General features: G+C 38.6%; 24 protein-coding genes. 5 read left to right on the forward strand and 19 right to left on the reverse strand.

All coding sequences use genetic code 11. The features are described from left to right. Position 1 precedes the first annotated feature (1 nt). The 3 genes from ugpE to ugpB form a co-directional block, all read right to left on the reverse strand. Complete coding sequence (ugpE, locus tag EHE21_RS02530; protein WP_194951760.1) at positions 2-850, reverse strand: sn-glycerol-3-phosphate ABC transporter permease UgpE; 849 nt, start codon at positions 848-850, stop codon at positions 2-4. Beyond that, a complete protein-coding gene (ugpA, locus tag EHE21_RS02535; protein ID WP_194951761.1) occupies positions 850-1,734 on the reverse strand; it encodes a sn-glycerol-3-phosphate ABC transporter permease UgpA in 885 nt (294 codons plus the stop codon). The genes ugpE and ugpA overlap by 1 nt, the downstream gene beginning before the upstream one ends. Before the next feature lie 62 nt (positions 1,735-1,796). Further along, positions 1,797-3,104 (reverse strand): sn-glycerol-3-phosphate ABC transporter substrate-binding protein UgpB, encoded by a 1,308-nt coding sequence (gene ugpB / locus EHE21_RS02540; protein ID WP_194951762.1) that lies wholly within the window; start codon positions 3,102-3,104, stop codon positions 1,797-1,799. Positions 3,105-3,278: 174 nt separating this feature from the next. Between ugpB and EHE21_RS02545 the strand changes: the two genes are divergently transcribed. Together EHE21_RS02545 and EHE21_RS02550 are read left to right on the forward strand one after the other, a co-directional pair. Then, positions 3,279-4,013, forward strand: a complete 735-nt coding sequence (locus tag EHE21_RS02545; protein WP_194951763.1) for a glycerophosphodiester phosphodiesterase family protein — start codon at positions 3,279-3,281, stop codon at positions 4,011-4,013. A gap of 323 nt (positions 4,014-4,336) precedes the next feature. Beyond that, entirely contained in the window at positions 4,337-5,284 is a 948-nt protein-coding gene (locus tag EHE21_RS02550) for a carbamate kinase family protein (RefSeq protein ID WP_194951764.1), read from the forward strand. A gap of 95 nt (positions 5,285-5,379) precedes the next feature. Here EHE21_RS02550 and EHE21_RS02555 read toward each other — a convergent pair whose 3' ends face one another. From EHE21_RS02555 to EHE21_RS02565, 3 genes are all read right to left on the reverse strand, one after another. Beyond that, complete coding sequence (locus EHE21_RS02555) at positions 5,380-6,573, reverse strand: cyanate transporter (RefSeq protein WP_194951765.1); 1,194 nt, start codon at positions 6,571-6,573, stop codon at positions 5,380-5,382. Between the two features lie 250 nt (positions 6,574-6,823). Next, complete coding sequence (locus tag EHE21_RS02560; protein WP_194951766.1) at positions 6,824-8,062, reverse strand: hypothetical protein; 1,239 nt, start codon at positions 8,060-8,062, stop codon at positions 6,824-6,826. Positions 8,063-8,403: 341 nt separating this feature from the next. After that, positions 8,404-9,165, reverse strand: coding sequence for a hypothetical protein (locus EHE21_RS02565; protein ID WP_194951767.1), 762 nt, complete (start codon positions 9,163-9,165; stop codon positions 8,404-8,406). Positions 9,166-9,302: 137 nt separating this feature from the next. On the opposite strand from EHE21_RS02565, the gene EHE21_RS02570 reads away from it, so the two are divergent. Further along, the gene (locus tag EHE21_RS02570; RefSeq protein ID WP_194951768.1) at positions 9,303-9,830 is read left to right on the forward strand and encodes an SMI1/KNR4 family protein; all 528 of its coding nucleotides are present in this window, start codon (positions 9,303-9,305) and stop codon (positions 9,828-9,830) included. A gap of 4 nt (positions 9,831-9,834) precedes the next feature. On the opposite strand, the gene EHE21_RS02575 is transcribed toward EHE21_RS02570, so the two are convergent. The 9 genes from EHE21_RS02575 to EHE21_RS02615 all read right to left on the reverse strand — a co-directional run bounded on the left by EHE21_RS02575 (position 9,835) and on the right by EHE21_RS02615 (position 18,392). After that, positions 9,835-10,587, reverse strand: a complete 753-nt coding sequence (locus EHE21_RS02575; protein ID WP_194951769.1) for a DUF3307 domain-containing protein — start codon at positions 10,585-10,587, stop codon at positions 9,835-9,837. 1 nt (position 10,588) lies between these two features. Then, positions 10,589-11,221 (reverse strand): hypothetical protein, encoded by a 633-nt coding sequence (locus EHE21_RS02580; protein ID WP_194951770.1) that lies wholly within the window; start codon positions 11,219-11,221, stop codon positions 10,589-10,591. A 187-nt stretch (positions 11,222-11,408) separates the two neighbouring features. Then, a complete protein-coding gene (gene fis / locus EHE21_RS02585; protein WP_004245342.1) occupies positions 11,409-11,705 on the reverse strand; it encodes a DNA-binding transcriptional regulator Fis in 297 nt (98 codons plus the stop codon). Between the two features lie 20 nt (positions 11,706-11,725). After that, the gene (gene dusB, locus EHE21_RS02590) at positions 11,726-12,697 is read right to left on the reverse strand and encodes a tRNA dihydrouridine synthase DusB (protein ID WP_069368388.1); all 972 of its coding nucleotides are present in this window, start codon (positions 12,695-12,697) and stop codon (positions 11,726-11,728) included. Between the two features lie 321 nt (positions 12,698-13,018). Further along, positions 13,019-13,900 carry a 50S ribosomal protein L11 methyltransferase gene (gene prmA / locus EHE21_RS02595; protein ID WP_088493827.1) on the reverse strand — a complete coding sequence of 294 codons (882 nt, stop codon included), beginning with the start codon at positions 13,898-13,900 and terminating at the stop codon, positions 13,019-13,021. Positions 13,901-13,923: 23 nt separating this feature from the next. After that, entirely contained in the window at positions 13,924-15,369 is a 1,446-nt protein-coding gene (gene panF, locus EHE21_RS02600; protein WP_165126761.1) for a sodium/pantothenate symporter, read from the reverse strand. After that, the gene (locus EHE21_RS02605; RefSeq protein WP_023582900.1) at positions 15,359-15,607 is read right to left on the reverse strand and encodes a YhdT family protein; all 249 of its coding nucleotides are present in this window, start codon (positions 15,605-15,607) and stop codon (positions 15,359-15,361) included. Before EHE21_RS02605 ends, panF begins: the two co-directional genes overlap by 11 nt. Before the next feature lie 330 nt (positions 15,608-15,937). Continuing rightward, positions 15,938-17,140 carry a MalY/PatB family protein gene (locus EHE21_RS02610; RefSeq protein WP_194951771.1) on the reverse strand — a complete coding sequence of 401 codons (1,203 nt, stop codon included), beginning with the start codon at positions 17,138-17,140 and terminating at the stop codon, positions 15,938-15,940. 28 nt (positions 17,141-17,168) lie between these two features. After that, complete coding sequence (locus EHE21_RS02615) at positions 17,169-18,392, reverse strand: hypothetical protein (RefSeq protein ID WP_416384068.1); 1,224 nt, start codon at positions 18,390-18,392, stop codon at positions 17,169-17,171. A gap of 343 nt (positions 18,393-18,735) precedes the next feature. Here EHE21_RS02615 and EHE21_RS02620 point away from each other — a divergent pair, with 343 nt between their 5' ends. Then, positions 18,736-19,194 carry an Lrp/AsnC family transcriptional regulator gene (locus EHE21_RS02620; RefSeq protein WP_194951773.1) on the forward strand — a complete coding sequence of 153 codons (459 nt, stop codon included), beginning with the start codon at positions 18,736-18,738 and terminating at the stop codon, positions 19,192-19,194. Positions 19,195-19,267: 73 nt separating this feature from the next. On the opposite strand, the gene accC is transcribed toward EHE21_RS02620, so the two are convergent. The 4 genes from accC to EHE21_RS02640 all read right to left on the reverse strand — a co-directional run bounded on the left by accC (position 19,268) and on the right by EHE21_RS02640 (position 22,982). Further along, the gene (accC, locus tag EHE21_RS02625) at positions 19,268-20,617 is read right to left on the reverse strand and encodes an acetyl-CoA carboxylase biotin carboxylase subunit (RefSeq protein WP_194951774.1); all 1,350 of its coding nucleotides are present in this window, start codon (positions 20,615-20,617) and stop codon (positions 19,268-19,270) included. 12 nt (positions 20,618-20,629) lie between these two features. After that, positions 20,630-21,100, reverse strand: a complete 471-nt coding sequence (gene accB / locus EHE21_RS02630) for an acetyl-CoA carboxylase biotin carboxyl carrier protein (RefSeq protein ID WP_075671489.1) — start codon at positions 21,098-21,100, stop codon at positions 20,630-20,632. A gap of 33 nt (positions 21,101-21,133) precedes the next feature. Further along, positions 21,134-21,577, reverse strand: a complete 444-nt coding sequence (gene aroQ, locus EHE21_RS02635; protein ID WP_006535378.1) for a type II 3-dehydroquinate dehydratase — start codon at positions 21,575-21,577, stop codon at positions 21,134-21,136. 430 nt (positions 21,578-22,007) lie between these two features. After that, a complete protein-coding gene (locus EHE21_RS02640; RefSeq protein ID WP_194951775.1) occupies positions 22,008-22,982 on the reverse strand; it encodes an MDR family oxidoreductase in 975 nt (324 codons plus the stop codon). A gap of 688 nt (positions 22,983-23,670) precedes the next feature. Here EHE21_RS02640 and mreB point away from each other — a divergent pair. After that, positions 23,671-24,714: a rod shape-determining protein MreB gene (gene mreB, locus EHE21_RS02645; RefSeq protein WP_023582893.1), complete on the forward strand. Its 1,044-nt coding sequence runs from the start codon at positions 23,671-23,673 to the stop codon at positions 24,712-24,714. Positions 24,715-24,746: the final 32 nt, after the last annotated feature.

Raw genomic sequence — 24,746 nt, forward strand, 5'->3', positions numbered from 1 at the left:
GTTATTTCTCCGTATCAATAAAGCCTTTTACAAAGGCTCTTTGCATCAAAATGACAATAAGGACGGGAGGCAACATTGCAATTAACGTAGTTGCCATGATCTTATTCCACTCAACAACACCATCAGAAACCGCAACCATCTGTTTAATGCCCATGACAATGGTGTAGTAGTGAGTATCGGTTGTGATCAACATCGGCCAAAGATATTGGTTCCAGCCATAAATAAAAGTGATAACAAATAAGGCGGCAATATTGGTGCGAGAAAGAGGAAGTAAGATAGTGAAAAAGAATTTAATAGGGCCTGCTCCATCAATTTTAGCGGCTTCAATTAATTCAGGAGTGATAGTAAGAAAAAATTGGCGGAATAAAAAAGTGGCTGTGGCGCTGGCAATTAATGGAATGGTTAAACCTGCATAAGAGTTCAACATATTGAGATTAGTGACAACCTCAAATGTAGGCATAATGCGAACTTCAACAGGTAGCATTAACGTAAAAAAGATAGTCCAAAAGGCGAGCATTCTCCCCGGAAAACGAAAAAAAACGACGGCGTATGCCGATAAAATCGAGATTGTTAATTTCCCTATGGTGATAACTAACGCCATAATCAATGAATTCAATAACATGCTGTTAATTGAGATGGTGCTATTTTGTGTGGTTCCTGCCTGTGAAAATATCGATTTAAAAATATTGAAGCCTTCAGTGCCGAACCAAAGAGGAGAGCCAGTAGCAAATTCAGTGTTTTGATGTGTTGTTGCCACAAGTGCAATCCAGACAGGGAATGCAACAGAGAGAATGCCGACAATAAGAATAAAGTGGCAAAAAGCATGAAATAAAGGTCTATGTTCAACCATCAGTAAGCCACCTTTTTCTCAACATAGCGAAATTGAATAATGGTTAAGATCGCGACAATAAACATCAAAATAACGGATTGTGCGGCAGAAGAGCCTAAATCTAATCCCACAAAACCATCGTTATAAACCTTATAAACCAGTGTTGATGTGCTACTTCCGGGACCACCTTGCGTCATCGCGTGAATAATGGCGAAAGTATCAAAGAAGGCATAAGCAAAATTAACCACGAGTAAGAAAAAGGTGGTAGGAGAAATTAAAGGAAAACTGATCGTTATAAAGCGCTTAATCGGACCACTACCATCGATAGCGGCTGCTTCTAAAAGCGATTTGGGTACAGACTGTAAGGCAGCAAGAAAAAACAGAAAGTTATAGCTTATTTGTTTCCATGTCGCCGTTAAAATCACCATCCACATAGCATGATGTGTATTCAGTACCGGATCCCAATTAATGCCTATTTTCTTTAATTGCTGGCTTAATACGCCAATTGTGGGATCAAGCATAAATAACCAAAGAAAGCCTGCAATAACTGGCGCAATGGCATAAGGTGAAATTAAAATGGTGCGATAAAAAAGTTTACCTCGCAAAATTTGTTCGGCAATGCCAGCCAAAACCAGCGCTGATAACATAGATAAAAAGACAACGCTGGTACTGAAAATAAGCGTCGTGATCAAACTATCAAAATAATAACGATTGCTAAAAAGCCGCTGAAAATTTTCAAAGCCAACAAATTCTCGACTCAATCCAAATGCATCTTCTAATTGAAATGACTGAAAAAAAGCTTGCCCAGCTGGCCAAATAAAAAAGATAAGTGTGATAGCTAATTGAGGAAAAATCAGCGCTAGAGGTAACCATTTTTGTTTGAAATAAATGGATTGAGAAGCCATACAATATCCAGTAAATCGATAAAAACAGAAGGCGAGCTATTTTGCTCGCCTAATACAAGTGACTATTGTTGAGTACGTTCAAAACGGCGTAACTGCTCATTCCCACGTGTAACCGCATTATCTAACGCAACTTGAGCACTCTGTTTTCCTGACCATACTTTCTCTAACTCTTCATCAACGATTTCTCGAGTTTGTAGGAAATTACCAAAGCGTAATCCTTTTGAGTTTGCAGTAGGCTCTGAGGTTGTCATTTGTAATATTGCAGTGTCAGCCCCCGGATTTTGCTGATAAAAACCCTGTTGCTGTGTTAATGCATAAGCCGCTTTAGTAACTGGCAAATAACCCGTTGCTTGGTGCCAATCGGCTTGAACTTCAGGACTTGAAAGATAGGTGAAAAATTTGGCAACACCGTTATATTCGGCATCTGGTCGCCCAGACATAACCCATAATGATGCCCCGCCAATAATGGTATTTGCTGGTTTTTGTACAAGAGTATCGTCGTAAGGCAATTGGCTAACGCCAATATCAAGACCTTTCATGTTCTCTTTAATACCCGCAAAGCCCGCGGATGATTCCATCACCATGGCACACTCTTGGGTATAAAATAGAGGCATTGCATCTGATTGGCGTCCGCCATATTTGAAAATACCGGATTTCGACCAATCTGCCATTTGTTGAATATGCGCGACGAAAGGTGCCTTATTAAATAAGAAGGTGGTATCAAAACCATCGAAACCGTTATTTTTTGTCGCTATAGGTAAATTATTGCGTGCGCCAAAGTTTTCGATTTGTGTCCACGATTGCCATGTAGTGGTAAATCCACATTTAACACCAGAATCGAGCAGCTTTTGAGACACAGTTTCCATCTCTTTCCATGTCTTTGGTGGTTGTTCTATGCCTGCTTTTTTAAAGAGTGTTTTGTTGTAGTAAAGCACCGGAGTCGAACTATTAAATGGCAACGACATCATTTTGCCGTCGCTGGTGGTGTAATAACCCGTGACAGTTGATAAATAACTATTAGGATCAAAAGGCTCGTTAGTTTTTTCCATTAATTGATAAACAGGAAAAACAGCTTTTTTAGCCCCCATCATACTGGCTGTACCCACTTCAAATACTTGCACGATAGCGGGTTGGTTTTTAGCACGAAATGAAGCCACAGCACTGGTCATCGTTTCAGCGTAAGTGCCTTTATAAACAGGTTTTATCTCATATTCAGATTGACTGGCGTTAAAATCAGAGGCAATTTGATTGACTTTCTGACCAAGCGCGCCTCCCATTGCATGCCACCATTCAATTTGTGTTTTTGCGTGTGTAGGAGAAGTAAATAACGCCATCGCAACAGCAAGACCTGTTATTGATTTTATCGACATGCAGAATTTCCTTTTTAATCGAAAGTTAAAGGTGCAATCTAATCTGCGAATTACCCTAGATGTTATTTATGACAAAAGGGTGACAATTAAATGAAGATATATTGATGGCATGACTGTCAAATTGCTGTCATAAATGGTTGTCATGATGTCGGCACAAATGAAAAGGAGAGAGAAATGAAGATAGCTGCTCACCGAGGTTTTTCTGGAAAAGCCCCTGAAAATACACTGGCTGCGTTTAAAATGGCGATTGATTTCGGATGCGAATGGATTGAAACGGATGTGCAATTAACCGCGGATCATGTTCCTGTGCTTATTCATGATAAAACAGTTAATCGTTGCACGAATGGGCAAGGTGCTGTGCGTTTTCATACCTTAGACGATTTACATCGCCTTGATGCAGGAAGTTGGTTTAGTTCACTCTATCAAGGTGAGAAAATTCCTTCTTTAAGACAAGGATTGCAGCTCATTAAGCGTTCAGGAACAAAGCTTAATATTGAGCTGAAAACGTGGCCCGATGATGATGTTGAGCGTTTATGTTTAGCGGTTTCTGACATGATAAAAAGTGCAGATATTCCGAATGAGCAAATTCTATTTTCTTCTTTTGATACACATGCACTTATTATTATGAAACGATATTTGCCTTTTATTCGTAGAGGGCAATTATGGGATGAGATCCCTGATAATGCGCTAGAAACGCTAAAAGCAATTGATGGTTTTAGCGTGCATTGTAATTACAAGTACCTTACGCAAGAACAAGCGCAATGGTTAAAACAAGCAGGCTATGAAATTTATTGTTATACCCCGAATGATCCTGAAGAGGTGAAAGATTTTGAGCAATGGGGTGTTGATATGCTAATTACTGATATGCCTGATGTTTATCAACCGGATGTTTATCAAATAGCAAAATGAAAAAGTACTAACTATCCCGCTTATTTGTACTGAATAAGGCGTTATTGATGTGTTTGATGACGCCTCTCATCTCCTTTCTTCCTTATTCCATTTACAGAAATTAAATAAGAGGATCGTTGAGTAATAGGTGTTTTATTTACATTCTCTGCTATTATCCTGCGCAATTAATGAATAGATATTGTTCAACATAATAATGTTTATCTCATTAAAAATAAAAATGGGGAAAATGGTTAGCGAATATGGCGACCTTATCAACCCAACCTCTAAGAGTAGAGGCGTGTTATTTCTACTTTAATTGCCAATAATATAATTGAGAGTGAAATATGAAAGAACTCGTTGTTGTTGCCATAGGAGGCAACAGTATTATTAAAGACAATGCTAGCCAGTCTATCGCTCATCAAGAACAAGCAGTACAAGAGGTTGCAGCCCATATTAGTGATATGGTGGCTGAAGGGTATAATATTGTTTTAACACATGGTAATGGGCCACAAGTAGGGCTTGATTTACGTCGCGCTGAAGTGGCGCATGTGCAAGAAGGTTTACCGTTAACACCATTAGCTAATTGTGTTGCAGATACACAAGGCGGTATTGGTTATTTAATACAACAAGCGTTAACGAATAAGCTTCGTGTTCAACAAAATAAACAAGCGATCACCCTTATTACACAAGTTGAAGTCGATAAAAACGATCCAAATTTTGTTTCTCCAACAAAACCTATTGGTGCATTTTTCTCAGAACAAGAGATGGTGCAATTAAAGCAAGAAAATCCTCAATGGCATTTTGTTGAAGACTCAGGTCGTGGTTATCGCCGTGTTGTTGCCTCTCCAATTCCACAACATGTTATTGAATCTAAGGCAATTAAATCACTATCAGAATGTGGCTATGTTGTGATTGCGGTAGGCGGTGGCGGTATTCCAGTTATCAAAAATGAACATGGCAATTACCAAAGTGTTGATGCAGTTATTGATAAAGATCTGTCATCGACATTGCTCGCAAAAGAATTACATGCAGATATTCTTATTATCACAACGGGTGTTGAAAAAGTCTGTATTCATTTCGGTAAACCAGAACAAAAGGCATTAGGTGAAACGTCGGTTGAAGAAATGAAACAATATATGCATGAAGGGCATTTCCCTCCGGGAAGTATGCTTCCTAAAATTGAAGCTAGTCTCTCATTTTTAGCTGCTGGTGGAAAAAGAGTGATTATCACAACGCCAGAAAAATTGGCTTCAGCCTTAAAAGGTGAAACTGGAACGCATATCGTTGCTTAATTATCTCCATCAGTAATATTCGATTATCTCTTTAATAAGCGCCTTATCTGTAAAAAGTAAGGCGCTTATTTTATATGAGTCTTAAATATAGGGCGTTATTGAGTAGGATGATTTGCGGGATAGGCTTTCGCATAATGACGAGGGTTTAATCGTGCAAATAATCCTATAGTCACAATTACTAAAATGGCATGAAATGCCCATGCATAAGTAAAACTTCCATCAGGCTGGCGTAATAGCACTGCAATTAATGGGCCGAAAGCCGCAATAATAAAGCCACCGCCTTGCATTAATGCTGACAGAGCACCAGCTTGTGCTGGATCAGGAATATGATCGAGAGCGACAATCATCATCATGGAAAAACATCCCCCCAAACCACAGCCTAAGAAAATACTCCAAAGATAAGGGGCGCTCATCGGAATAGTCATGATTGCGCCGAAACCGATAAATTGGCTTATTAATGTTATCGTAAGCCAAAAACGCCTGTCGTGATTTTTAGCTGCTAAGAAAGGAATAATTAAAGCGGCAGAAGCTTGGAAAAGAGAAAGAATAGCGACAAGTGAGCCACTTTGGGCGCTTGGCATTCCTAAAGATTGGTAGAATGGCGCTAACCATGTCACAACAGAGGCATAACCTGCATTAACGCAACCAAATCCTAAGATAAGCAATCCTGTTCTAGGACGCCAAATTAAGGCATTTAGTGATATTTTATTTGCAGATGAGGCACTGTTTTGAATTGAGAAAAGAATAGCGATAAATGCAAAGCCTGCGGGGAGAGCAAACCACGCTAAAGCGCTTTGCCAATGTCCATAAGTTGCAGTAAGAATAGGGGATAATTGCGCCCCGAGTGCGCCTCCGCCCATAAGCATAGCGGAATATAAACCCATCATGATAGGCGTTCGATTTCCAAACCACCCTTTAATAATGCCGGGAAATACTGCTTGAATATAGGCGACGCTTAAACCACAAAAGAGTGCTGTCAGTAATAGCTGGTTGCCATCAGAAACATAAGCTCGAGAAAAAGAGCCCATCAGAAGCATTAGCATTGCGACTAAAAGCCCTTTTCGGACTTGAATATAAGGCTGTAAGAAGGGAACGATTAATGCGCCTATTCCCATTAAAAGCATGGGTAATAGTGTAAGTAATGAGACTTGGCTATAACTCATTCCTGTTGAGACAATAATATTGTCAATAACAGGGCCGGGACCAGTTAAGAATGGGCGTAAATTTATCCCAACTAAAATAATAGTGAGGACAATCTGCCATGTTTTTTTTCTTGGTAAGGCAGTCATTGTAATTCCCTGATAAACATAAATATTGTCTATTGTATAGACAATATCTGTATAAACAAATGGCTATATTAATAATTTAGGTTTTATTTACTGCGATTGAATGTGGGCTAGATGCATTGTTAGGAACATCCACTCAGAATATTGATAGCGTATTTAATCGAAGATAAAGAGGCTCAATCATAAAATAAGGCAATGCACAGATTTAAAATATGTGCACTGCCTTAATAAGAAAACGAGAAAATAACGATGGTTATGAAAGACAGCTAAATTCACGAATAAGTTGCGCTATTTTTTCTGCGCCTTTATTCGATTGAGTCAGTGTAATGGTATAAATTTCGTTATTTTTATCAGTAATAACAATCTCTTTAGAAATTTTTCCTTTTACAATTACATTCTCAATATCATCATAAGGAAGGTAGAAGGAGTCATATAATTTACTTAAAACGCAGTAAACGCCATCTTCAGTTAAGACAACGCCGTGATCACCTTTACCAAAAACCGTTTCATCAAAATAGTAACGAATATCATTTTTATTGAATAAAGGCTCACCCAATACATTCATGGCTTTTTGAAAGAAGTGGGTGATTTTTTTATTATCCAAATCACTATGATGATAAAAATGCTGGTCTTTATTAGTTTCAAATTCAGTGACTTTAGCAAGAGACATATAGGTCACTTCAGGTAACTCTGGTGATGTGGTGTTTTGCTGTTTAGGTGTGAGATTGCCTGCAACAGATGCAGTCATCGCGCCAGCCCCCGGCAATATCGAGGTTGTGGTAGTGGTAATTGTTCTGGAGACTTCACGAGTGTAATTACTGACAATAGTGTCACCACGTACATAGCCTGATACGTTTTGGGTAACTCGGATAGGTGATGTCGTTGTGCTGATCACGGTTCTAAAGGCTGAACGTACCGCAGAAACAATGGTGATAATTAATATGGCGATAAGAGGCGCAGAGATCCACATTAATGAAAGTTTAAAGAGTTGGTCTTTGGTTGATGAAGCTTGTTTTTTTAATCGATTATTGTAGTTAAATGCGACAACAACATAAATAAGCCCCGCGATTATACGAGGAATATAATTAACTTCATGGCGAGTTGCTAAGAAATCAATTAAGGGATAAGCCAAGCAAGCATAGAGAATGATGCTAAAAACAGCTTCAGGGAAAAGACTTTTTATACTGTCTACTGCTTTAGCAATATTATAGATTATCCAGCCAATCAGGATAATCGGGCCAATAAAAGGAATAATGCTGGCAATAATAATGATCAAAAAGCCTTTTAATATTCCCCATACTATCTCTGATGCATGACCTTCAGAAATAAGAAAATAGATAAAATAGGCAGCGGACGAAAACATGATAATAGGTAGAGTAATAAATGAAAACTCTGGCGCGATAAAGCTAGGTGCCCCTATTAATAGCATGATATAAAAACAGATATTTTTTGATTCATTATTGGAATAGTCAATTTCTGAATTGCTAGACATTATAGTACCTAAGGGGAGGATAATAATGGCAAAGATAATACATGATATTGGCTTTTAATAGATACTGTTTAATTACGTATTTTTTAAACCATGATTTAAGTAATAAATATCTAATATAAATAAAATATAATTTTTATTATTTGAAAATTATAGGTGATAAATATTTTAATAACATAACAGAGATAAAATGAGAGTCATGACTTTATATCACTGATTATTCTCTGTATATCTTATAAAAGATAATGCTAATTATAACTAATTGATAAAGATAAACATTGCCTGTTATTAAAGGAATGTTTATCTAAATAGAATATTGATGCCAGTGTTAGAAGTAGGTGATTTTACGGTTGAGTTTCACCTATATAACTTAATTTCCATTGTTTTATTTGGCTTTTAGGATTAATCGATGTGAATTTATAGTGTTCAAAATGAGAAAGTACTTTTTTAAATTCAACTGTCGCTTTATCTAAATCCCATGATTTAGGGAAGTAAAAACCATCAAAAGAAATATTTTCTAATCTTGCAATAAATTGATGGATAAACTCATCAAATCCCCCATAAGTTAGTGCGATTTTTCCACTCCAATTAATGTGATAAGTGTTATCTTGTTGACGTTGGAAGTGAATTTGATGATTTTTACATTCATCATGTCCTAATAAATAAATACTGAATGCGGAGATTTCTGTTGGCTCATCCTCATCGTCATCGTCAGAATGATTTATTTGTGGGGCAGTATCAAGATTAAATTGGTGCGTGATAAAATTGTCAAAATCAAAAGGAACTTCGCCTGAACTCAGCAAAATGCCTTTTTCATCTGACCAAAATGTTGAAGAGAGAGTGCAACGATGATAATTATCCCAGACAATTCTAGATTGCCAATCAACGAGGCTGGTATATTCTTCCTCGTCATCTAACTCATCTTCGTCTATATCATCAAGATAATCCTCACCTTCACTTAAATAGTAACTGGCACTTCTAAGATGCAGATCAAACCAAAGTTGGCCATGTTTATCTAATCGCCCAGACCAGACAAATTCTTCAATGTTATGAGGTTTAGGGTAAGCGCTATCAATAAATGTAATGGTATGTGAAGGTATTATCATTATTATCGTCTTGTTGGTATCGCATTTTTATCACGTATCTAGAGTGATAGAAATTAGCAAAGTTATGATCAAAATAAGGTAAAGATAAAATACCATAAATTGAGTGATAAAATGGAAATCAAATCAGTGAGGATAGAATGTTAACAGCATTAAATCAGTGGCTACCAATACCTCTATGTTCAATAGAACGAGGAGAAGACAAGGAATGGCCTCTTCTTGATAATCGATACACCTTTCCTCAAGACTATATTGAATTTGTCACGCAATATGGTTCAGGACACATAGCCAATTTCATTACGCTATTTAATCCATTTAGTGAGAATGACTATCTTAATTTCTTTCAGCAAAAAGAGGCAATCCTTAAGGATTTTGATTCATTAATACAGGACGATCCTGATTATTATACTTTTCATCTGTACCCTAAAAATAATGGGCTTTTGCCTATTGGGGAGACAGATAATGGAGATACGCTTTTTTGGGTTGTTTCATCCAATAATAGCAATTTATGGACAATGGCTATTATTCCATCCAGAGCCTCTGAAGTAGAATTTATTGCAGAAAATCTGACGGGATTTTTAGAAGGTGTGTTATCAAAACGAATATGTTGCCAGTCATTTCCGGCAGGGTTTCCATCAGAGAATATAACGTTTATTTCAGACAGTTGATGGGTTATTTGCCTATGGGTAATTGAGTTACTAGGTATGTTGTGGCAAGCCCAGTAAGGATGGAGATGCTAAAGCTAATAAGTGTACCTAACATAACATATTCTGTTAGTTTTTTATCTTGGTCATTTTGTAACTCACCAAATCTAAATATAGATTTAGCTGCTAGTAAAAAACCAATTGCTGCAAATTGGTTTAAAAGAATGAAAGTTAAAATAAGCATTCTTTCCAAGTAACCAATAGATTGGCCAGCAGAAACGAGCGTTGAGCCTTCTTCTGCAACAGGTGTCCATTTCTTGAGTAACATATAAATAAGGATAGAAATCGGCTTTAAAATAATGATGTAGGCAAGAATAACAATCAAATATTTATAGTTAATATTTTTAAAACTAAGATCATGGAATATTTGAGTATTTTGATCAATTAAGATTATCCATAAAAAGGTAATTACGAATAAATGAAGAGCTTGATCAGTAATAAACCATTTTAAAGAGTTATCAGTATAAGATTTTCCAAGATCGAAAAGATAGTGTGTTATTAATACAATAACACTGTAAATGAAAATAGAACCAAAACTTATCTCTGTCATTAAAACGAGAATAGTAAAGGTTATCCCACCTTGCAGTAGTGAGTGTAAGTAAAGCTCTTTAGATTTGTAATGTAGAGTATTTCGCGCCTCTATCCATGCTTTAGGTTGTAAATAAAAATCAAAAGCAATATGAGCAATATAGAGAGATATAAGAAGTGCGAAATTATACATATCAATAAGCCTTGTTAATTAAATAATTAAAGTATTGAATATATTCATCTATTAACTGGTAGTGGCTAGCATTTAATAATCTAGTAATATTACTTCTCGATTTTTTTAATTCATCAGCGATAGCATAGTGAGATTTATCTTTATTGACCATGTATTTAAGTAAAACTTGCGCTTGTGCTCGAGTAATTTCTTTGAGTTGTATATTTAAATACTTAGTGACTAAGGTAATGTTTTGTTGAAAATCTGAGTTAGATGCCGATATTGTCAAAATTTCACCTTTAATTTTATCGAGTCCTTCACCAGATAAAATAAAGGCCTCACCAATTGAAGTTCTTACATCATTACGCAATGAGTCAATTTTGCCGATGCCAATACTTTGACGAGCACTGATTTCTAGATTTGACGTTTTTAGTGCCAATTGGATGACGATGGCGGCTTTGATAGCATCCTCTGCTTGTAAGCAAACAATCTGAAAAGAATCGCCACGGTATCGATCATATTTAATTGGTAACTGTTCTGAGAGTAGCTGAACTGTTTGCTCCAAAGTGTAGAGCATAAGGTCATAGTTTTGGGTGGGGATATTTTTAGAATCAATGATATCGCCTGTAATGACACTTACGATGTCTTTATTCATCTTTTGTCTCTTATTATTTTGTGGGTTGAGTAGAATGTTACCATATTTGGTAACATTCTGTCATGTTACCAAATATGGTAACATGCACATTAACTTTATAGAGAAAGTATGAAAAATAAGCAACAAAAAAGCCTTTTCTGGAAAACCAGAAAAGGCTTTTTATAAAAATAGACTTAACTGACTAGGATCAGTTCATGCCGTATTTTTTCAGTTTCTTACGCAGTGTGCCGCGGTTAATGCCCATCATTTGCGCTGCACGCGTTTGGTTGCCACGGGTGTACTGCATTACCATGTCCAACAATGGCTGTTCAACTTCAGCCAATACTAGCTCATATAAGTCATTAACATCTTGACCGTTTAATTGAGCAAAATAGTTCTTCAGTGCTTGTTTAACTGAGTCACGTAAAGGTTTTTGGGTCACCTGATCTTGTGAATTTACGGTGGCAACTGTTAGTACGTCTGAATTTACGCGTTGTTCGAACATAGTTCTGTCAGCTCTTTTATTTATTTACGCAAAAAATTTTCGAAATATGCTTCCAACGCCTCCAGCTGTTCGCTGGCATCCTCTATGGCGTTGAAGGAGCGCCGAAACTGGTCATCAGGGGCATGTTCCTTGAGATACCAAGAGACATGCTTGCGTGCAATGCGAGTTCCTTTGCCTTGACCGTAAAAGTCGTGCAACTCACGCACATGCTTTTGCATTATTTGTTGTACCTCTGCAATCGGCAGAGGGGGCAACAGTTCACCTGTGTCCAGATAGTGCTGGATTTCCCGAAAGATCCAGGGTCTTCCCTGAGCAGCGCGACCGATCATCAAAGCATCGGCTCCAGTGTAGTCTAATACTGCTCTGGCTTTTAGCGGGTCTGTTATGTCTCCATTCGCAATAATGGGAATAGAAACACTCTGCTTAACTGTCCGAATGCTGTCGTATTCGGCTTCCCCTTTGAACAAACACTCGCGTGTACGTCCATGAATAGTGAGAGCCTGAATACCACAACGTTCAGCCAATTTGGCAATCTCTACACAGTTACGTTCATCAGGTGACCAGCCAGTACGGATCTTGAGAGTAACAGGAACATCTACCGCGTTAACCACAGCAGAGAGGATCTCTGCGACAAGGTCGGGATGACGAAGTAGTGCTGAACCGGCTAGCTTTTTATTCACCTTTTTTGCAGGACAACCCATGTTAATGTCGATAATTTGAGCGCCACTATCTGCGTTTATTTTCGCAGCTGCCGCCATATCAACGGGATCACTTCCTGCAATTTGTACGGAGCGGATCCCCAATTCATCACTATGTACCATTCGTAACCGAGACTTGTCTGTCTGCCAAACCTGAGGATTGGAAGAAAGCATTTCAGAAACTGTCATACCCGCACCCATATCATAGCAAAGCGACCGAAAAGGTCGGTCTGTAACGCCAGCCATGGGAGCCGCGATAAGGCAATTTTTTAACTGATACTGTCCGATTCGCATAGATGAAAAGAGGGCCAAACTGTGACTGCAAGGGCGCGTATATTACGCATTTTTTGCCAGATATGAAAGGACAAAGTTTAACCAAATCGCGAAAAAAAGTTACTTTTTTACACTTGATTTTTTATGAATTCATTATTTAATCAATAAAAACATAATGTTATGTATTTTTAAAAAATTAAAAATTGATGATATAGAATTGATAAACAAGTGAAACTAAGTAGAGTTTATCAGGCAAAAATGTGATTAATGCCTGATAAACAATAATTAAGTGAAATTTTAACGCAATGAGATCATCTCATTTTGGTTAATATTTGTTCAGTGTTATTTTTTCACGCCGGTAATACGGCACCACTCTTCTTTTTCAGCAACAGGATCTAAGTTAAATAATCCTTCATAGGCAGCAGCTACACCTTCTGCTTGTGTCGCTAACACACCTGAAAGACCTAGATGCCCACCTTGGCGAGGCAGTGTACTGATAACTGGTGCCAGTTCACGCAATGGACCTGCTAAAATATTGGCGACTACAACATCAGCACTGAGGTTATCAGGCTGGTCTTTTGCAAGATACAGTGTGAGTGCGTCAGAAACACCATTACGCTGTGCATTATCACGACTTGCTTGGATAGCTTGAGGGTCGATATCAATACCAATCGCTTTTGCTGCACCCAGTTTTAATGCCGCAATAGCTAAAATGCCAGAGCCACAACCGAAGTCGATAACCGTTTTACCCACTAAATCTAAACCATCAAGCCACTGAAGGCATAATGAGGTGGTAGGGTGGGTACCTGTACCAAATGCAAGACCAGGGTCTAGCATGACGTTAACGGCGTTAGGATCAGGTACTTCACGCCAGCTTGGGCAAATCCATAAACGCTCGCCAAAACGCATCGGGTGGAAGTTATCCATCCACTCACGTTCCCAATCTTTATCTTCGAGTTGTTCAATTTTGTGCAGGAAACCTTGACCGAGTAATGGCGTATTTTCTAACATCGCCACAACGATTTTCATGTCAGTTTCTGCATCATATAAACCGATAACGTCAGTATCACCCCAAAGACGAGTTTCACCCGGTAAAGGTTCAAAAATAGGGGTATCGTGACTATCTTGGAAAGTCACTGAAACGGCACCGCTTTCAACCAGTTCATCACCAATAGCTTCTGCATTAGCGGCGGTTGCATTAAGTCTTAATTGTATCCAAGGCATAATTAGTCTCTTTAAAAACGAATTCACTGTAATGATGCTGATTGGGGCAGAGTATGCTCTCCAAATCGATTAGCCACAAGAAACGCAACTAAGCTCAATAACAGTGATGGAACAATGGGGTGGAATCCAGCTATCTGGATATTAAATGTCGCAAGGGTGGCATAGAGTGTGGCACCAGTGATCATGCCCGCAATCGCGCCATAACGGTTGGCTTTTTCCCAATAAAGCCCAAGAACTAAAGGCCATAAGAAAACCGCTTGTAGGCCACCAAAAGCCAGTAAGTTAAGCCAAATAATCATCGATGGTGGGTTCCATGCGGCAAACAGCAGTAACACACCTAAAATCAAGGTCGACAGGCTCGATAAACGAGAGATACGTTTCTCATTCGTGATCGCATGTGGGGCGATATTGAGATAGAGATCTTTGACCAACGTTGCTGACGATTGTAACAGTTGCGCATTAATCGTCGACATAATGGCCGCCATCGGTGCCGCAAGAAAAATACCTGCTGCAATAGGCGGTAAGACTTCAACCATTAGTGTTGGAATAACCTGATCAGGAACAGTTAGATCAGGAATGATCGCTCGACCTAATGCGCCAGCAAAGTGCATACCAAACATCAATAATGACATCACAATGGTGCCAATGATGATCCCTTTATGCATGGCTTTACTGTCTTTGTAAGAGATGCAACGTACCGCAGTATGTGGCAAGCCAATAACACCAAAACAGACCAGTACCCAAAATGAAGCCATAAATGGGCCACTTAAAATACCATCCGCCCCTTGGGGAGATGTTAATGCAGGATCGATTGCATTGAGTTTTTGTATTGCAACATCTAATCCGCCTGCTTTATAGATAATGGCAAACAGGAGAATAAAGGTACCAAGCAGCATCACAAGGCCTTGTAAGGCATCGTTTAATACACTGGCTCTAAATCCACCAATCGCAGTGTACAGAGCAATGGAGATCCCAAAGATCAGCAAGCCGAATTCATAAGGAATACCTGCCGCAGTTTCTAATAAACGTGCTCCACCAATAAATTGCACTGTCATTGCGCCGACAAAAGCGACTAACAGGCTTAAACTGGCAAACCAGACTAGAAAACGGCTTTTGTAACGCGCATAGAGCATATCGTTTAAGGTAACGGCATTATAACGGCGCGCTAAAATGGCAAACTTTTTCCCTAAAACCCCCAGAGAGAGCCAAATAGCGGGAAGTTGGATCATCGAAAGTAATACCCAACCAATACCGTATTTATAGGCAGCACCCGGCCCGCCAATAAAGGAGCTGGCACTGACATAAGTGGCAGTGATAGTCATGGCTAGCACGAAGCCACCCATTGAGCGGTTACCAAGAAAATATTCGTTAAGAAACTCGCCTTTTTCGCGCTTACGATATGCGTAAGCCGACAGCAGAAAGACCAGCAGAAGGTAGCCAATCAATGGCACTATGACCTCAGTTTGCATCGTCATGCTCATCTCCTAACGGCATATCTTTGAAAAAGTAGCGCACCATCAGATAGCACAATAGAAAAAACAAAACAGGTAAGAATAAGCATGAAAGCTCAAACCAAAGAGGTAAACCAGTAATGCCTAGTGTGTTATCAGGTAAATAGGCGGTAATTAACCAACCTAACAAATACATAAAAGTTAAAATTAGGGCCCAAAGGGCTTCTTTGTGGGCCTGAACAAAACGTTTGTCCATCTGTTCTCCCAATCTTAATAGGGTTAAAAATGAATGGGAGGATTGTACGGGAAAGTGAGTATTGATTCAGTGAAAATTAATCACAAAGTCTCGAAGGGATATTAAAAATAGATTATCTTATTGTTTTAAAAGGATTAGTGACTATTTTCTATTAAGAAAATAATACAATAAAGATAGATTTGTATATTAATCAACAAATAAACTGTTGAAATAATCGCCACAAATAGGGTGTTTAAGATAATGGAAATAGAAGAAAAGAAGAGCAGACACTGAAATAAATTAATCAAACGTGGTGCTCTTCTTTGTTTTACTCATCTCATAAATTAAAAATTAAAGGGCATTTTTTATTCTTTCTAAACCTTCTTTGATAATGGCACGAGGACAAGCAAGGTTAATACGAATATAGTTATCGCCATTACTTACAAACATATTTCCACCTTCTAATAAAATGCCTGTTTTATTAGCAAAATAGAGTGAAAGCTGTTGGTTATCGACATCTTTAGGTAAATAATCTGCCAAATTAATCCATGCTAAATAGGTTGAATCAGGTATTTTAAAGTTTGCTTTTGGAAAATGAGTCTGAGTAAATTCTTGTACTAATTTAAAGTTATCATCGAGATAGTTTCTTAGTTCTTTTAACCATTCATCACATTGAGAATAAGCGGCTTTTGTTGCAACTAAACTTAATGGTGAAATAAAGTCATCATAAAGACGAAGCCACTCTTTTTTTACTTCTTCATCTTTAATAAAAATATGAGACATCAGATTACCTGCAAGATTAAATGTCTTGCTTGGAGCCATGCAGGTAACAATTTTCTCATAATGAGGGAAAAGTTTAGCAATAGGGGTATGCGTCACACCGTTACGTAATAAATCACAATGTATTTCATCTGATATCATCCAAATATCATTTTCAACACAGAGTTTCCCCATCTTAATTAGCTCTTCTTCAGTCCATACTTTACCCGTTGGGTTTTGAGGATTACATAAAATAAAGAGCTTAATATTAAGTGATTTATCTTTAATTTTGCGTTCCATATCGGCAAAGTCGACAGCATACTCACCGTCTTTTTCTAATAAATCAGAGTAGATCACTTGGCGAAAATTATAATCTCCCGCTTGCTTAAATGGCGTATAAGAAGGTGTTTGAATAAGGATACTTTCATCTTCTTTTATTAATAAAGGCACTAGGCGATTTAATGCAGGAATAATACCCGGTGATAATACGATTTCACGCGGATCAATTTCCCAATCATAATGTCTTTGGCACCAATCTTTAAATATTTGGTAATACTCGTCATCATACACTTTGGTATAACCTAATATTTTTCTATCGAGGCGCGCTTTAATGGCATCAAGCACTTCAGGAGGAGTAGAGAAATCCATATCCGCAACCCACATTCTAATAAACTCATTATCAGCGAAGGCAAATTGTGCATCTTTTTCTGCTTTAAAAATATACTGACGCCAACCATCATAATTTAAAGCATCGGTATCTTTTCTATCTATAATTTCATCAAAGTTATATTTCATGGTTAAGCCTTTAATACATCTAATTTAATTAAATAAATTTTAAGAAAGGAGAAATACAAAGCAGGATGCCCGTAAAAATAATTAAATACAGTGATCCACCTTTATAGCGGTGCAATGAAGGTACTTTGTAAACTAAATAAGCGGGAATAAGACAACCTACAATCCCGAAAATAGGGCTACATATTGAAGTGAACATCAATACTGGAAGATTAAGAACAATGGCTCCCCACGCAATAACGACAGTGAAAATGACAATACAGAGCGAGAGGACTTTCTGATTGATTTTTTCTGCAGGAATAATACGAGTAAGAGCATTCATGACTAAGCCTTGTACTGCTTCTTTAAAGCCAAGATAGACCCCAAAGAATGCCGTCATAAATGCAAAGATATTGAGTGCCACGCCGACGGGAGTCACGTATTTAGCCGCATCACCCTCAATAAATTGTGCTGCGATCGCTAGTGCAGAAATATTCTGTTCATAGGCTTTAACCGCTTCATCATGTCCAATGGCAAAAGTAAAAGAAACCGCATAGAAGAAGACAACACAAAATAGTGTACCGAAAGAGATATTCATGGCTCTTAGGGCTTTGTAGCGAGCGACTTCAATCGACTTATTTTTAGCACGATAAGAAATTACCATTGGGCTAAGGGATTGAATAAAGAGTATAGAAGTAAGCGTAAAAGGTAGGGTAATAATAGCGTTTTTAATTAATAGGCTAAAAGGCGGGAAGGTATCGATGTTTTTCGATAGATCCCACATGCTGATCATCATGACACCCAGCGCAAACACAACCAATAATTTAGATAACACCATAAAGCTTGAGATTTTAAATAATAACTCTTCGCTTCGTGATGCAATTAATACGAGAAATGAGATAAGAATTAGGCCATAGAATGGATTTTCTGACAGTAATCCTTCTGTGACACCAAAGGTGTGTAGATAAGAGGCGGTATCATTGGTAAGTGCAGTCGGATAAGCAAAAATCCATATCACCAACATTAAGAAATAAAGTAAACCTAAAAACATTCCCCAGTTTTTACCAAGATAGCCTTCGATAACACTTGGGTAGTCTTTACATTCTTTAGAGTCGGCAAGGGTATTGATAAACAGGCGTTGAAAGAGGTACATGGCAGGGTAGCCAATAATAGAAGAGAGTAGAAATACCCATAACCCAATTAAGCCAACTTGTACGGGTAAAAAAACAATACCTGCACCAATTGCCATACCGATACTGATAATAATCCACCCCATATCGGTATTATCAAATCGAGTTAATTTTTTCCATTCTTCTTTTGAGAGAGAGGCCCTATCAACTTTTTGTTCTAATAAGGTCATACATGTAATCCCATGTGAAAGTAAAATTTATAGTATTTGTTTTGTTAAGTTTATTTTTGGAACATGATTTCTAATCATTTTGTATTAGCTGAATAACGATACTTCGAGGATGATTTTAGCAATTAGTGTGATTAATTATTTCTCCATATTGGAAGCAATACAGACTTATTTATTAATAAAATTCGATAAAATTGGGCTATAAATTAATTATCTTTGATAAAAACGTTATTTTGATTAATGTCACAGAGGTGCAAATAGGATGGATCTTGACAAAACGGATATGGGGATCCTTAAGTTGTTACAAGAAGAAGGGCGATTAAATAATGCGGAAATTGCTAAGCGTGTTTTTTTATCCCCACCGGCTTGCTGGAAGCGACTTAAGGCATTAGAAAAGGGAGTGATAAAGAATTATCGAGCAATAATTGAACCTAAGCATTTAGGGTTTAATTTTTATGCATTTATGAACATCACGTTAGATCTGCATTCTGAAGATAATATGGCGCATTTTGAACAAGAAATAATGAAAATTGATAATGTGATTTCTTGTCATAATATCTCAGGGCGATACGACTATATGTTGCAACTGGTCGTTAAAGATATGGAAGATTTTCATAACGTTTCAATGATGAAAGTGCGCGCAATTGGCAATATCAAAGAGATGAATACCAGCTTTAGTATTAGAGAAATAAAACCTTTTAAAGGGTTCCCTATTAAATAAATACCCATTAGAAAATCTGCAATAAAAAAGGCATAGTTAATAAACTATGCCTTTTCTTGTTAAGCGAGAAAGATTATTTCTCAGCTAAACCTAAACGTTTTTCAAGGTAGTGAATGTTGGTACCACCTTTTTGGAATTGCTCATCATTCATAATGAACTGGTGTAGTTCAATATTGGTTTTAATACCATCAATGATAAGTTCCGCCAGCGCATTCTTCATGCGAGAGATTGCGATTTCGCGTGTTTCACCGTAAGTGATCAATTTACCAATCATTGAATCATAGTGAGGTGGAACAGTATAACCAGCGTAAATATGCGATTCCCAACGCACGCCAAATCCACCTGGTGAGTGGAAGCGAGTGATTGTACCCGGGCTTGGCATGAAGGTTTTTGGATCTTCTGCGTTGATACGACATTCAATTGCATGACCATGAACGTTAACTTGATCTTGCGTTACTGATAAAGGTAAGCCAGATGCAATGCGTAACTGTTCTTTGATTAAGTCGATGCCAGTGATCATTTCTGTTACTGGATGTTCAACCTGAATACGGGTGTTCATCTCAATAAAGTAGAATTCACCATTTTCATACAAGAATTCGAATGTACCTGCACCACGATAGCCGATTTCAATACATGCGTTCGCACAGCGTTCGCCGATATTTTTACGGATTTCAGGGGTAATCCCCGGTGCTGGTGCTTCTTCAACCACTTTTTGGTGACGACGTTGCATTGAGCAATCACGTTCAGCCAAATAGATTGCATTACCTTGACCATCAGCCATAACTTGAATTTCAACATGGCGTGGGTTTTCAAGGTATTTTTCCATGTATACCATGTCGTTGCTAAATGCCGCTTTTGCTTCCGCACGCGTCATTGTAATGGATTGTTCTAGATCTTTTTCAGAACGAACAACACGCATACCGCGTCCACCACCGCCACCAGAGGCTTTGATGATAACTGGGTAGCCAATACGTTTAGCAATTTCAATATTTTTCGCAGTATCGTTACCTAAAGGACCGTCTGATCCTGGTACACAAGGAACACCTGCTTTTTTCATCGCTTCAATAGCAGAAACTTTGTCACCCATTAGGCGGATGGTTTCAGCTTTCGGACCGATAAAAATAAAGCCTGAGCGTTCAACTTGCTCTGCGAAATCAGCATTTTCAGACAGGAAACCGTATCCTGGATGAATGGCTTGTGCGCCACTGATCTCAGCCGCTGCAATAATTGCAGGGATATTTAGGTAACTTTTTGCTGAAGCAGCGGGACCAATACAGATAGTCTCGTCTGCCAGCAGAACGTGTTTTAAATCACGGTCTGCCGTGGAGTGTACAGCGACTGCTTTGATCCCAAGCTCTTTACATGCTCTTAGGATACGCAGTGCTATCTCACCACGGTTGGCAATGAGGATTTTTTCTAGCATGGACCTGCCTCGTTATTCGATAACAAAGAGTGGAGCGTCAAACTCAACGTTGTCGCCGTCTTGGCAAAGGATAGATTTAACAACACCCGCTTTGTCAGATTCAATCTGGTTCATCATTTTCATTGCTTCAACGATGCACAGAGTATCGCCTACATTGACTTGCTGACCGACTTCAACAAATTTCTTAGCTTCAGGGCTTGGTGAGCGGTAGAACGTTCCGACCATAGGTGAACGAACAACGTGACCGCTGATTTCTTGCGCTGGTGTAGCTGCTGGTGTTTCTGGCGCTACAGGCGCAACCGCATTTGCTAATGCAGGTTGAGGTGCCACTGGTGCCGCAAAATATTGCTGAGGAGCCATTTGACCCTGAAGACCAGAGTTACGACTAATACGTACTGACTCTTCACCTTCAGAGATTTCCAGTTCAGAAATGCCAGACTCTTCGACTAGCTCGATCAGTTTTTTAATTTTACGAATATCCATGAGTTGATTCCGTACTCTTTTTGATGTTTTTTATTAAGACAAGCGGCTGACCGCTGCCTGTAAAGCAAACCGATAACCTTCTGCACCTAATCCACAGATTACGCCTGTTGCGATATCAGAGAGATATGAATGGTGACGGAAAGGCTCCCGACTGTAGACATTGGACAGGTGAATTTCAATAAATGGAATATTCACCCCTAATAATGCATCACGCAGTGCAACACTGGTATGCGTGAAAGCTGCAGGGTTGATTAATATATAATCGACATTACCCCGAGCTGCATGAATTTTATTTATCAGCTCAAATTCAGCGTTAGACTGAAAATGACTGAGTTTCACATTTAATGCCTGAGCATCTGCTGACAAACTTTGAACGATATCATCCAGAGTTAAGTGTCCGTAGGTTTCCGGCTCTCTTGTTCCAAGCAGGTTTAGATTCGGACCATTCAGGAGCAAAATATGAAAATTTTCCGACATTATGCTTCTATCTCCGTCAATTCGTCAACGAAATGACAAAATAACCTGTGCTTTTCGTTTTGTCATCTTTTATTGTATCCAATGCTACGATACATATCACAAAGTCCGACATTATAGACATTTCACAGAAGATAACAGCAAAATACTGGTCTAATCAGGGAATGAAGGGTTTATTTTGATGAAAAGTTAAAAGTTTTTACAAGATTGTAAACGCGAGAAAGCAAAATAAACAGGTGTCTAAAAAATAATCATAACACTACGTTATTTATTGATGTCACTGGAAATCTGAGCTTCTTTGAGACTAATCATCAATATATATCATAAATGTGATCTGTGTCACAATTTAATATCACTTTCACACACAAAGAAGCTTATTCTGGCACTAAATAAGGTGAGTTAATGCCAGAAATAAGCAGATAAAAACCGAAAATTAGAGCTTTACTAAGGTTCGACCTGTTACCTGATTATCCATAATCATTTGGGCATAACGAGGAACCTCATCAAGCGTAATTTCTGTTGTCGCTTGTTGATAGAACGTTTCTGGCAGTAATTTTAATAAACGTTGCCAAACTTGAGCGCGTTTTTCTGCTGGAAAATAAACAGAATCGACACCCTGTAAGCGAACATTACGTAAAATAAAAGGCATGACTGTGGTTGGTAAAGAGAAACCACCTGCTAATCCACAAGCCGCTACGGTTCCGTTATAGTTTGTTTGTGACAGAATATTGGCAAGAATTTGCCCTCCTACGGTATCAATTGCACCCGCCCAGCGTTGTTTATCTAAAGCTCTACCTGCAGGTTCAAACTCTTCACGAGTGATAATATTTTTGGCACCGAGTTTGCGTAAATAGTCATGGTTACTCGCTCTGCCACTTAATGCGGTAACTTGGTAGCCTAATGCTGTTAGCAAACTAATGGCGGTACTTCCAACACCACCGCTGGCTCCAGTGACTAAAATATCACCACTTTCAGGTGTGATACCGCCTTGTTCTAATGCCATTACACAAAGCATGGCAGTAAAACCCGCAGTTCCAATTGTCATGGCATTTTTTAAAGAGAGTCCTTCTGGCACTACCGTTAGCCAATCACCTTTTACCCCCGCTTTTTGTGCAAGACCACCCCAGTGGTTTTCACCTACACCCCAGCCAGTTAATAAAACATGTTGACCAATATGGAAGCGAGGATCTTCGGTGTGATGAACAACGCCTGAAAAATCGATTCCCGGTACCATTGGGAATTGGCGCAGGATTTTTCCTTTGCCTGTGATCGCGAGTCCATCTTTATAGTTAAGCGTTGAGTAATGGATGTCGACAATAACTTCATGAATAGGCAGTGTTTTTTCATCAACACTTTGTATGCTGGCACTGAGTTTGTTGTCATTTTGTTCTACTAATAATGCTTTCATCTTGACCCCTCATCGATTTCTATTTGTGTCATGATAGGTGATTTTTTAGATCTCGTCGTGATTGTGCACAATATCTATTGTAATAATGAGACAAATAATCCTTTTTTAGTGTATAAACGGGGGTCCTACGTTTATTGGGGCAGAGATTATTCTGAGTTTTATATCTTGGTTATTAGATAACACCGTTAATGGTTTACGATTGGATAAAAATTAGCATTTCTCTTTATTACTCGAAATAAAGATAATGTGTTGCCTTAGAAGTATTCGAGGTAGGTACTCTGGTTGTTATCTCAGTCAAATTTTGCCGGTGAAACACCATTTAATATCAATAGAGTGATTGTGTTTATTCAAATGAATAAATTTTATTTGAACTTGCAACGAGACTTTTGAGTCACAGTTTGGCAACGAAGTGAGATTTTTCTTTATTGATGTGAACGTTGTTTGTATTGTTACATAACTTAAATATGAACAGCGTAGGATCGAAATTATGCGTTAATCGTTCTAATTAGCCCATTTTTATGCAGTTTTTTTCTGCTCCAATTGGGAAAAGTAACGTAGAATATTGTGCCTTTATGATTATTTACGTGTCCACTTTAATTTAAGTAGTGAATCGCGCCTTGTCGCTGCTTATTGTGGTTGATAGAGTAGACGGATTTTTCCGTCCCGGCTTGCAGGATTATCCTTTCGTATGTTTAAAAAATTTCGTGGCATGTTTTCCAACGATTTGTCTATTGACTTGGGTACCGCCAATACCCTTATTTATGTCAAAGGACAGGGTATTGTTCTCGATGAACCCTCCGTTGTCGCTATTCGTCAAGATCGCGCTGGCACATCAAAAAGTGTTGCAGCTGTAGGGCATGAAGCCAAACAGATGTTAGGGCGTACACCTGGGAATATCGCTGCTATCCGTCCAATGAAAGACGGTGTGATTGCTGATTTTTATGTAACCGAAAAAATGCTTCAGCACTTCATAAAACAGGTTCATAACAATAGCTTTATGCGTCCAAGTCCTCGTGTATTAGTCTGTGTACCAGTAGGGGCAACTCAAGTAGAACGCAGAGCTATCCGTGAATCAGCATTAAGTGCAGGTGCTCGCGAGGTGTTCTTAATTGAAGAACCTATGTCTGCGGCAATCGGTGCAGGTTTACCTGTTTCTGAAGCAACAGGCTCAATGGTGGTTGATATTGGTGGTGGTACAACAGAAGTTGCCGTGATCTCATTAAACGGTGTCGTTTACTCTTCTTCTGTTCGTATCGGCGGTGACCGTTTTGATGAAGCTATCATTAACTATGTGCGTCGTAACTACGGCTCACTGATTGGTGAAGCAACCGCAGAACGTATCAAACACGATATTGGTTCAGCTTACCCTTCTGATGAAGTCAATGAGATTGAAGTTCGCGGTCGTAACCTTGCAGAAGGTGTACCTCGTAGCTTTACATTAAACTCTAATGAAATTCTTGAAGCCTTACAGGAACCATTAACAGGTATTGTAAGTGCAGTCATGGTTGCATTAGAACAATGCCCGCCAGAGTTGGCTTCTGATATTTCAGAGCGCGGCATGGTATTAACCGGTGGTGGTGCGTTATTACGTAACCTAGACCGTTTATTAATGGAAGAAACAGGTATTCCGGTGATTGTGGCTGAAGATCCACTGACTTGTGTTGCACGTGGTGGTGGTAAAGCATTAGAAATGATCGATATGCACGGTGGCGATCTGTTTAGCGAAGATTGAGATTAATTCTAACAAGGGAGAATGGATTCCCC

This window comes from Proteus sp. GOKU (assembly GCF_015475555.1).
Lineage (GTDB): Bacteria > Pseudomonadota > Gammaproteobacteria > Enterobacterales > Enterobacteriaceae > Proteus > Proteus mirabilis_B.